General features: G+C 56.3%; 1 pseudogene. It reads left to right on the top strand.

Going from position 1 to position 574, the window contains the following annotated elements:
* Positions 1 to 161: 161 nt before the first annotated feature.
* Positions 162 to 574, top strand: a pseudogene (locus HMPREF3160_RS02430) (helix-turn-helix transcriptional regulator); the annotation flags it as partial.

The raw sequence follows: 574 nt of genomic DNA, 5'->3' as shown, positions 1-574 counted from the left end.
GGGTTAAGGGTCAGAATGTGTGTCTGGGGTTGGTGTTTTCGGCTGTGTTGGCGCGGGTTTCAGCGGATATATATGGCTGCTGGGCATATATCGGTGGTGTGAGCGTTCATTCCTCGGTGTGGTGCCCTTGATGTGCTACCGGCTAGTGGTGTGGTGGCTGGATGCCGAAGAACAGACCACGATGCCACTGCGGTGGCGATATGAAACGCAATGGGACCACCACACAAGGTAGGACAAGGTGGCGGTGCAAACTCTGTGGAGCCTCAAGCACCAAAACCCGGACTGACATCACCAAAGCAGCAGTGTTCAAGCAGTTCATCGCTCACTGCACCTCGACCCGTAGCTTGAAAGACACCGCACAACAGGCCGGGGTGAGCCCTTCGACGTTGAAGCGACGGTTTAGCTGGTGCTGGCTGGTTGAAGTACCCGACCCGATGATCAAACACGCCGGGACGATCTATGACCAGATCTTTATCGATGGAACCTACACCGGTGCCGGGTGTCTTATCGTGGCAGCCACCTTCGATCATGTCCTGGCCTGGCACTGGTGCAAGCGTGAAACCAGCCTGGACTA

Origin of the sequence: Arthrobacter sp. HMSC06H05 (assembly GCF_001807395.1) — a bacterium.
Taxonomy (GTDB): domain Bacteria; phylum Actinomycetota; class Actinomycetes; order Actinomycetales; family Micrococcaceae; genus Pseudoglutamicibacter; species Pseudoglutamicibacter albus.
Note: the sequence above shows the minus strand (reverse complement) of the source record. Positions and strands in the feature narration are given on the sequence as shown.